General features: G+C 38.5%; 7 protein-coding genes. 1 reads left to right on the top strand and 6 read right to left on the bottom strand.

Annotated elements, in window-relative coordinates:
- Positions 1 to 199: 199 nt before the first annotated feature.
- The 4 genes from AC33VI_RS08345 to AC33VI_RS08330 all read right to left on the bottom strand — a co-directional run bounded on the left by AC33VI_RS08345 (position 200) and on the right by AC33VI_RS08330 (position 3487).
- Positions 200 to 979 (bottom strand): photosystem II electron transport protein, Sll1252 family, encoded by a 780-nt coding sequence (locus AC33VI_RS08345; RefSeq protein WP_491781805.1) that lies wholly within the window; start codon positions 977 to 979, stop codon positions 200 to 202.
- Between the two features lie 101 nt (positions 980 to 1080).
- Positions 1081 to 1977 (bottom strand): helix-turn-helix domain-containing protein, encoded by an 897-nt coding sequence (locus tag AC33VI_RS08340; protein WP_491781804.1) that lies wholly within the window; start codon positions 1975 to 1977, stop codon positions 1081 to 1083.
- Positions 1978 to 2285: 308 nt separating this feature from the next.
- Positions 2286 to 3080 (bottom strand): SDR family oxidoreductase, encoded by a 795-nt coding sequence (locus tag AC33VI_RS08335; RefSeq protein ID WP_491781803.1) that lies wholly within the window; start codon positions 3078 to 3080, stop codon positions 2286 to 2288.
- A 215-nt stretch (positions 3081 to 3295) separates the two neighbouring features.
- Entirely contained in the window at positions 3296 to 3487 is a 192-nt protein-coding gene (locus tag AC33VI_RS08330; protein ID WP_491781802.1) for a hypothetical protein, read from the bottom strand.
- Between the two features lie 159 nt (positions 3488 to 3646).
- On the opposite strand from AC33VI_RS08330, the gene AC33VI_RS08325 reads away from it, so the two are divergent.
- Positions 3647 to 4153: a hypothetical protein gene (locus AC33VI_RS08325; protein WP_491781801.1), complete on the top strand. Its 507-nt coding sequence runs from the start codon at positions 3647 to 3649 to the stop codon at positions 4151 to 4153.
- A gap of 101 nt (positions 4154 to 4254) precedes the next feature.
- Here the strand turns inward: AC33VI_RS08325 and AC33VI_RS08320 are convergent, their stop codons facing one another.
- A complete protein-coding gene (locus AC33VI_RS08320; protein WP_491781800.1) occupies positions 4255 to 5967 on the bottom strand; it encodes an iron uptake porin in 1713 nt (570 codons plus the stop codon).
- A gap of 432 nt (positions 5968 to 6399) precedes the next feature.
- Positions 6400 to 6993, bottom strand: coding sequence for a phosphate signaling complex protein PhoU (gene phoU, locus AC33VI_RS08315; protein ID WP_491781806.1), 594 nt, complete (start codon positions 6991 to 6993; stop codon positions 6400 to 6402).
- Positions 6994 to 7022: the final 29 nt, after the last annotated feature.

Raw genomic sequence — 7022 nt, 5'->3', positions numbered from 1 at the left:
TTGCTACGGCTGCCGATTCTGCCCTATATCCTCAAATTGTCAGTCAGTTTCAAGCAGAAGAGTTACAAGCGATCGCTTGCCGCTATTTATCTCCCGAATGTTATGCCGTTACGGTATTAAAACCTTTGCCTTGAGTTATCGAACAATTCCCAAGCGAGAGAGGCTACTTCAGGCTACTTCAATAGTGGGCTTGATTGACTTATTTGTAACGCACTAAATTAACCCGATAGCGTTCCTTCTTAGTTAGGGAAACTTCTCCTACTTCTAACCTCCCTTTACCCCGCATGGCAATCAAATCTCCTTCTTTAACGTTATAACTAGACTGGGTTACTTCCTTCCAATTAACTCTCACGTCTTTACCAGAAATTGCTGCTGCCATTTTGCTGCGAGACATACCAAAACCAGCCGAAGCGATCGCATCTAGGCGCATCGAAGCTTCTACTGTAGTCATTTCTTTCTTTTTCGGAGGACGAATTTTTAATTCGCTTAATTCGATTTGTTGGGTTTTAACGGCTACAGAACGAACTTGAGTTAAGGAAGTAGTCAGAAATTCTACCATTTCGGGAACGACAATTGCTTGCGCGCCTCTTTCTCCCAAAACAATAATATCTCCCACTTTATCTCTAACAATACCCGTACCCAAAATCGAACCCAAAAAATCTCGATGGGTAGCAGAATCGAACAGAAAGTTGCCTGCAATATCTAAAACAGCTAATTCTACTTGAGATTTATCTAAAGGAAGATCGGGACGAGACAAAGCCACCCGCTGTCTTTCCGCTTGGGGATAGCCACCCCAGAATAATGTTTCGATTTCCGTTAAATTTTGAAAAATTGCTCTAACTTCTGCCAATATGGGAGGAGATAGAAAATCTGTAACGACGACTTCCCAATTTTTAATAGCTTGATCGGCGCGATCGATTACGCGAGTAATTTCATCTTTATTTTCGACACGCTTTAATAGGTCTTCTTTTGGCAGCATCTAATCTATAATTCATGTTCCATCAATCATCATAATCGATCTAGCAGATCGGAAGTAGCTGCACTAGATTAAATATCAACCATAAAATCAGTACAGATTACCTAAAAACGGTCTCGATATACCTTGGGAGTAACTTCTACTAATTTGTGAAAATGGTGGGTCATTTGAGATTGCGAACTAAAGCCGCATTCTAAAGCAATATCCGATAAAGACAGTTTGTTTTCCCGAATTAAAATTTTAGCTTTAGCTATTCTTTGTTGAATTACATAACGATAGGGCGGGATACCTGTTGATTCTCGAAATAAACGGCAAAAATAATATTGAGAAAGATCTAATTTTTTGGCTATATCCGAAGTTTTGATATTTTCTGGCAAATTATTATTAATATAGTTAATTGCTTGTTTGAGTTTATAGGGAGGCAATCCTTGTTCTGCTTTTTGAGGATAATATTCTTTATAACAATGATTTTTTAATAAGTGTAACAACAAAGCCTGAAATAAAGATTCTACATAGATGCGATCGCATCTTTTTCCCTCTAATTCGTTTTTAATATTGAGCGCAATGCTATGAATGAGGTTATCTCTTTGGGCAAAAGTAGGTTTTAATTCAACAGAGTTGGTATTAATATTTTCTCTAGCAATACGGCTGAGAAAATTGGGTTCAATCGTTAAGATAATCATTTCTAAGTTATCCGAACTCAATTTTTCCCAATGATTGACTCCAGCAGGAACTATGGTAATGTCTCCATAACGAATATTTTCCTGTTGAATCCGATCGCCAATTTTTCGGACAGAATTATCTCGATCGCCTAAATAAACTAAAACACTATGTTGTAGATAACAGCGTTCTGCATATTCACAAGCAGAATAAGCACCATAAATCAAACTTCTACCATCTAGTTTTGTAGAATACCATTGCTCAAAAAATAAATTAGCATTTATTTGTGAATGGGATCGATCTTGATGCCAATCGACAGTAACTATCTGTGATTTGTCCATTGTAAAAATACGTTGGTTATCTGTACGATTGCTTTATAGTTGAGCTTTGTCGAAAAAATAAAAGATTACACCATACAAAGCTAGAAGGTGTAATCAATTAATTAATTACTCTCCTTACCATTTAATATACTGAAAAACTACCATGAGAGATCTTGTTTTGGATGGAGCAATTGACCAATTCATCCAATATAAGCGTAATATCCCATTTTTTACTTGAGATTGTATTCTGTTTTATTGCTTTTTTTATTCGATTATTGCGATCGACTTTCCCAGAGCTTAAGCTTAATCATGATTTAACCTCAATCATTTTACTGTGCTGTTAAAGCTTTTAAACCACCATCGATGTAGATGGTATTTCCTGTAATAAATGATGCTTGGTCAGAACACAACCAAATTACCGTATCTGCTATTTCTTGAAATCGACAAACTCTTCTCATCGGAACGATTTTGGGCGAAGCGGTTGTCGGGAATTTTCTTCGAGCAAAATCGACTTCTTCACCACCTGCATCGATTTTGGGGGCGAGTTGGCTGGCTTGTGGCAAAATTCCAGGGGAGATGGCATTAACTCTAATATTGTGGCGAGCATATTCTACCGCAGCTGTCTGGGTTATGGCTTCGATCGCTGCTTTATTTGCTCTATACATAGCACATCCCAAACTACCATCTGATTTATATTTACCCACATTATTAACGATTGCCCCCTGATTTTGCTCGATCATTTGACGCAATTCATGTTTGAGACAGATCCAGGTGCCATTCAAATTAAAGTCAATTAAACGGGCTACCAAAGCTTCTGATTGTTGGGCAATAGGATAATAATCTGCTTCTAAACAAGCATTGTTAAAGGCTATATCTATACTGCCGTAACGATTGACAATAATATCGATTAAATTAATCACATAGCGATCAAGAGTAATATCTACTTCGTGAAAAAATGCTTCTCCCCCATTTTGCTTAATTTTGGCTACTACGGCTTCACCGCGAACCACATCTTCATCGGCGATCGCAACTTTTGCCCCTGCTTGTGCCATGGCGATCGCTGTCGTGCTTCCTATATCGTTGTTTATCCCCGTAACTAGAGCGACTTTATTAGTTAACTGCATGGCATGGTTGATTGTGCTGTGTCAAAGAGGCTCGATCTCCCTTCTGAATTTTAAATAGAATTAATTTTTGCCTCTATGTTATTCTTGCTTTTTTGTCCGATTCTTGCTTTAAAGCAAGTAATTTTGGTTCACAATAGCAAAAAATTGTTGACAGATCGGTAGCCATTCAGCTAGTTAATTTTATTTTTGATCGCGTTGTGTTTTGAAGAAGCTCCCTAGTTGTCAACACAATCTATTATTTTGAGATATGTATAGCTATTTTTAAACAAAACTCGGTTACTTTGGCTTTGTAAATCTGATAAACCGAAAAGACAGGCGATCGCTAGCAGGGAAATACAAGATAGATTGCGAACAAATTTTGAATCTTTGGATAGTTGTAAGATTTCTGCGGTTATTTCTGACAACATCTTAAATCTTCTCCATAAACTGCCAAAGCTAAAATACGTAGGAGAAACAATAAATATGCAGGGAAATAAATTAATACTTCTTAGTCAAAAAAAAACTACTAAAGCTCTGCTAGGCTAGGATCGGAATAATAAAATTGGTTTGGTCAAAAATTATCAAAAATGAATTATCTAATTGCTGTTTTACCCGATCGCATGAAAGCGGAAGAAGCTTATACAGCGTTAGAAAAGGGTGGCATTCCTTTAAATAAGATTGCGATCGCTGGCAAAGGTTATAAGACTGCGGATGAATTAGGTTTGTTAGATCCGATGAAACAAGCCAAAAAAAGAGCGATTTTTATGTCGTACTGGTTAGTTCCTTTTGGTTTTTTTGGGGGCTATGTTTTTAATTTAATTACAGGGCTACATAACCTAGATTGGGCTGGAGAACCAGGTAATCATATTGTAGGTGGCATTCTCGGAGCAATTGGCGGTGCAATGGGTAGTGTTTTTATTGGCGGTGGTGTCGGTTGGGCGACTACTACCAGTAGCGATACCGTACCCTATCGAGATTATTTAGCAGCCAATAAATATTTAGTGTTAGTTGAGGATATTGCTGGTATTGGAGATATGGCAGTAGAAATTTTACGCCGTCAAGCCCCTGAAACTCTACAAAGCTATAATTCTTAATACTTGTAGGTTCTTATTTTTAAGCAACAAAAAAAGCAAGGTCGGTTTATAGACCTTGCTTTCAATTAATTATTCAATCTTTATCGAACTAAATCTAAAATTTAGAAGCTAAAGGTAGTACGAACCGCCCCTACAACAATAGTATCGTTAGTTTCGTCGTGGTTGGGATTAAATACTGCATAAACCCCAGGAGTAATCGCAATATTATCATTGATAGGAAATCTGTAAAGTCCTTCAACTAGTATAGAAGTGTCGGGATCTTCTTCAATGTTGATACCAGCAGCTAAAGCATTTTGATTTTCATCGGTATCTAGATCAGCAGTAAACTTAGGTAGCATACCGCCAGCAAAAGATAGTTTAGAACCTTCAATACCCAAGTCTAAGAAGGAAACATTCGCGCCCCAAGTCCAGATTTGACCAGAAGGATCGTTGTCATTACCGTCAACAAAACCTGTAACGCTAGCAAAGCCACCCCAGCCAGCTACAACGATTCTTTCGCCGATATCCAACTTCGCACCAAGACCGATCTTGTCAGCAGCGGTATCAATTTCATCACCAGTAGCAGCTACGGTGAAAGGTTCGGTTGCATTTCCGTCTACAGTACTACCAGATAGGTTGACACTACCAGCAGTTTGGAAGTTACGCACGTAAGTAGCAGTAAGTTCTAGAGAATCTAAAGGAGAAACTTCGACTTGTGCGCCTGCAGAAAAAGAACCTGCAAACAAGCCTTCCCCTGGAGTACCAGTAGCTCCGTCAGGGCTAGTAGGATCGTTAGCATCATCAGTTAGATAAAGTAAATTTACACCAACTTTATCTTCAATAATGTCTAGGTTAACACCAACACCAGCACTCTCTGTTCCTCGAAATACCAGGGGATTGCGACGACTAAAGCGGGACAAAGCACCAGAACCACTACTTTCTAACATGGGGTTAGTTACGGAGAAGACATCGTCTAGGTCTAGACCCAAAGCACCAACCCAAACTCTCGCTCTTTCCCCTACAGGGAAACGATAGTGTAAGTCAGTAACTTCGATATCGAAACCGCCGCCAGTATCAAAACCAAGACGAGTAGAATCTGTTCCAGTTAGAGCATCATCAATTCCTTCAAAGTTACCACCTTCCAATCTAGTTCTCAAGCGGTCTTCTCCTGTGAAACTAGTATCGAAGTTCAAACGAACGCGACTGCTGAAAGTAGTTTCTGCTTCAATCTCATCGCTAGTATCTTCATCCCCATCAGTATCGGCAAAATCGCCGAAGACGTCAGAAATAGCGAAGATTGCTTCACCTTTTAGTTTGGTAGTTGTGGAGAATTGACTGTCTTCTAATACCGCAGTACGACTTTCAATTTCATCAACTCTACCGCCGATGGTCGCTAGTTCTGCTTCAAATTCTTGGGTAAGACGCTGAATAGTTTCTAATTCTTCAACCCCGATAGTTTCTTGAGAAGCAATTAGACGTTCGATTTGGTTTAAACAAGAGTTTAGACCAGCAGCAAATTCATAACGGGAAAGGGGTTGGTTACCACGATAGGTTTGGTTGGGGAAACCAGAAATACAACCATAACGATCTACCAAACTACGTAGAGCTTCATAAGCCCAATCTGTAGGAGATACATCTCTTAGCTGGTTGACGTTAGTTACCTGGGATAAACCATCTTTTCCTTGTTTTTGGTAGTTGTTAATTTGTTGTAGAGTTTCGTTAACTGTATCGTTATCCCCAGTAACAGTTTGAGCGTTAACCCCGTTGGGTGCAAATAATGAAGCTGCAAATAAGACTGGAGCAACTTTTGCAATTTGCCAAAATAATCTATTCATTTATACGTATCCTCACACACTTTAAATAAATATAAGTCAGCTAATTTTTGTAGTATTTTTTACAGCCGTTATCGACTGCTGATGATACTTTAGCGATTTATTCGACCAGTATAATCAATCCCAAGTTAGATAAACAAAAAGTCGTGACATTTTGATAATCGCACACCAGTCAAAAATATTCTCAATTATGGCAGATGGAGAAACAGTAAAATTTCTTTCTGTTTCCCTGTTTGAATACTATTATAGACGAGATAGCCCAGATCATAATGATAAGGATTACTAATAAGTAATTGTCTTTTTGCTTAAGTAACAGATGCTAATTTCACTAAAATTGAAAATACTAAGTCTTGTCTGCTGCACGATACATACTAGAGGAGCAAGCTAATGGGGCAGTTATATTAATGTAAAGCTCTGGTTAAGACAGATTTAGTTTTAGTTCCGTTTACCAGTGACAATATAAGTCACTCTTTGGCTAATATTAGTTGCATGGTCTGCCATTCTTTCTAAATGGCGAATAGTTAAGCCGATTAAAAGGATGGGTTCGATAAACCCTGAAATATCTTTTTGAAAAGCGATGACATTGTAAAGGCGATCGTAAGCATCATCGACAATATCGTCCATTTCTTTGACTCTCGCTCCTGCACTGGGATCGAGATCGGCTAAGGCGACTAAACTAGTGGCTAGCATCAATTGAGCGTGTTCGGACATTTGAGCTATTTCCTCTAAAGCAAAATGAGGAGGATATTTCATTAGTTTAATTGCCATCTCCGTCAAATCTTCAGCATAATCGCCAATACGCTCTAAATCTCTGACCAGCTGCATCAAGGCACTTAATAGACGTAGATCTTGAGCTACAGGTGCTTGCAAAGTCATCAAAGTAGCGCAATCTGATTCGATCTGCCGATAATATATATCAATATTTTTTTCAATAGCACCAATTTTTTGTACTGCATCAATATCCCTGTCGAACAAGGCTTGGTGGCTAGCCACCAAGCCTTGTTCGACAGGGATATTGATGCAGTACAAAAAATTGGTGCTATTGAAAAAAATATTGA

It is taken from the genome of Waterburya sp., from assembly GCF_058530065.1.
Note: the sequence above shows the minus strand (reverse complement) of the source record. Positions and strands in the feature narration are given on the sequence as shown.